The organism is Streptomyces sp. NPDC048275 (assembly GCF_040652275.1).
Classification (GTDB): domain Bacteria; phylum Actinomycetota; class Actinomycetes; order Streptomycetales; family Streptomycetaceae; genus Streptomyces.
Window position 1 is genome coordinate 1 of record NZ_JBEZLR010000248.1, and the last position, 1,687, is coordinate 1,687.

Below are 1,687 nucleotides of genomic sequence, written 5' to 3' on the forward strand. Positions count from 1 at the left end.
AAACGGTTTCAAGAGCTTCTCCTTCAGAAAGAACAATGTATCAGTAAAATGGAGTCGATAGCCGAAAGGCTTGAAGAGTATAGCATAATACGTAGTATTCCGGCTATTGGAGCTAACTCAGCTGTCAGAATCATAGCAGAAATTGGGAACATTCAGAGGTTTGACAACAACAGACAGTTGAATGCCTATACAGGTATTGATATTAGGCGGTATCAATCCGGGAAGTTTATAGCTAAAGACAAGATTAATAAACGCGGCAATAAACACCTACGTAAAATAATGTATCTAACCGTTCAGAACATGATTAGACAGCGACGATTTGGTGGAAATCACATCGTTGAGTACTACGATAAATTAAAAACGCAACCCTATAACAAATGTCATAAGGTTGCCTCCATCGCATGTGTAAACAAGTTATTGAAAACGATCTTCTTTCTTGTCACACATAATCAAAACTACGACTACAGGTTGGCTCCCTAGTACAGTCGTAGCATCAGTTTAACATACTAAAGCCTTATGAAAAATCGAAAAATCACTAGGCTTATTCGGCATGGCCCAATTTATCAAAATAATATCAGAGAGTTAAGAAAGTTATTATAGATACTTGACTAATCGTAAGAAACATACTAAGATTAGTAGTGCAGACCAAGGCATTGGTTCGTACTACTATTTTTTTATATAGTAGAGGTGAAGAATAGGTCGGGCAGCTCTTTGGATCTTGAATCCGTAAAAAAAACTGACCTACTTCACAACCTTATTTGAATCAGGTTTAAGTATGTTGGATCCTTTGAGATCGTGTATAAGAAATGGGAATCAATAAGGCTAATGTGAAGACTTCAAAACACATAGGGAGGGAGAACATGAAACATGTCATCGCCTTTGATATTAGTATGGGAAAGAGTTATATGGTTGTCTATAACGCGCTGAAAAAATGTCAGTTGGAAAAGGAAATTGCGCACAATCGTCCGGGATTTATGGACCTTAAAAAGTTAATTGATGACTTAATTGAAGGATATGATGAGCAACCTCATATCGTATTTGAATCTACAGGAGTCTATTCAAGAACATTGGAACGTTTCATGCAAGAGAACAACTATAGTTATTGCCTATTAAATCCCTTGGAAGCAAAACTCCAATGTGATTCCTTACGGATTCACAAAACGGACCGAAGTGATGCACATCGATTGGCACTCACACACTTTACGCACGAAAGACGGATTGAAACAGATTCCAATGATGTTTACCGTCAGTTAAAACGATTATCGAGACACTACAGCGAATTGGATGATGAATTGAGCGTCACCCGCAGTCGATTGCATAAGGTCGTCCAGGAAACATTTCCTGAACTCGAGAATATCTTCACGACCAAGTCTGAACTGTTCCTAAACGTAGTACAATTATACCCTCATCCAGATCTAGTCTTGAATCATTCAAAAACAATCATTAAAAATCGAATACTCGCAAACACAAATAAACGAATGGCAGTAAACAAAGCAGAAGAAAAAGCTGTTGAATTAATAGAGGCCGCAAAGCAATCTTACCCCGCCGCGTCTTCAACAGATGTGGTTTGTGATCAAGTTCGTGTATATGCTAAACGGTTTCAAGAGCTTCTCCTTCAGAAAGAACAATGTATCAGTAAAATGGAGTCGATAGCCGAAAGGCTTGAAGAGTATAGCATAATACGTAG

2 protein-coding genes are annotated in these 1,687 nt (G+C 38.1%); both read left to right on the plus strand.

The genetic code is table 11. The annotated features are described in order from the left end of the window. Window positions 1–480, plus strand: a 480-nt coding sequence (locus AB0D57_RS47695; protein ID WP_362088769.1) for a transposase, incomplete at its 5' end; no start/stop codon positions are given. 380 nt (window positions 481–860) lie between these two features. Then, a partial coding sequence (locus AB0D57_RS47700; RefSeq protein ID WP_362088770.1) for a transposase occupies window positions 861–1,687 on the plus strand: 827 nt, incomplete at its 3' end.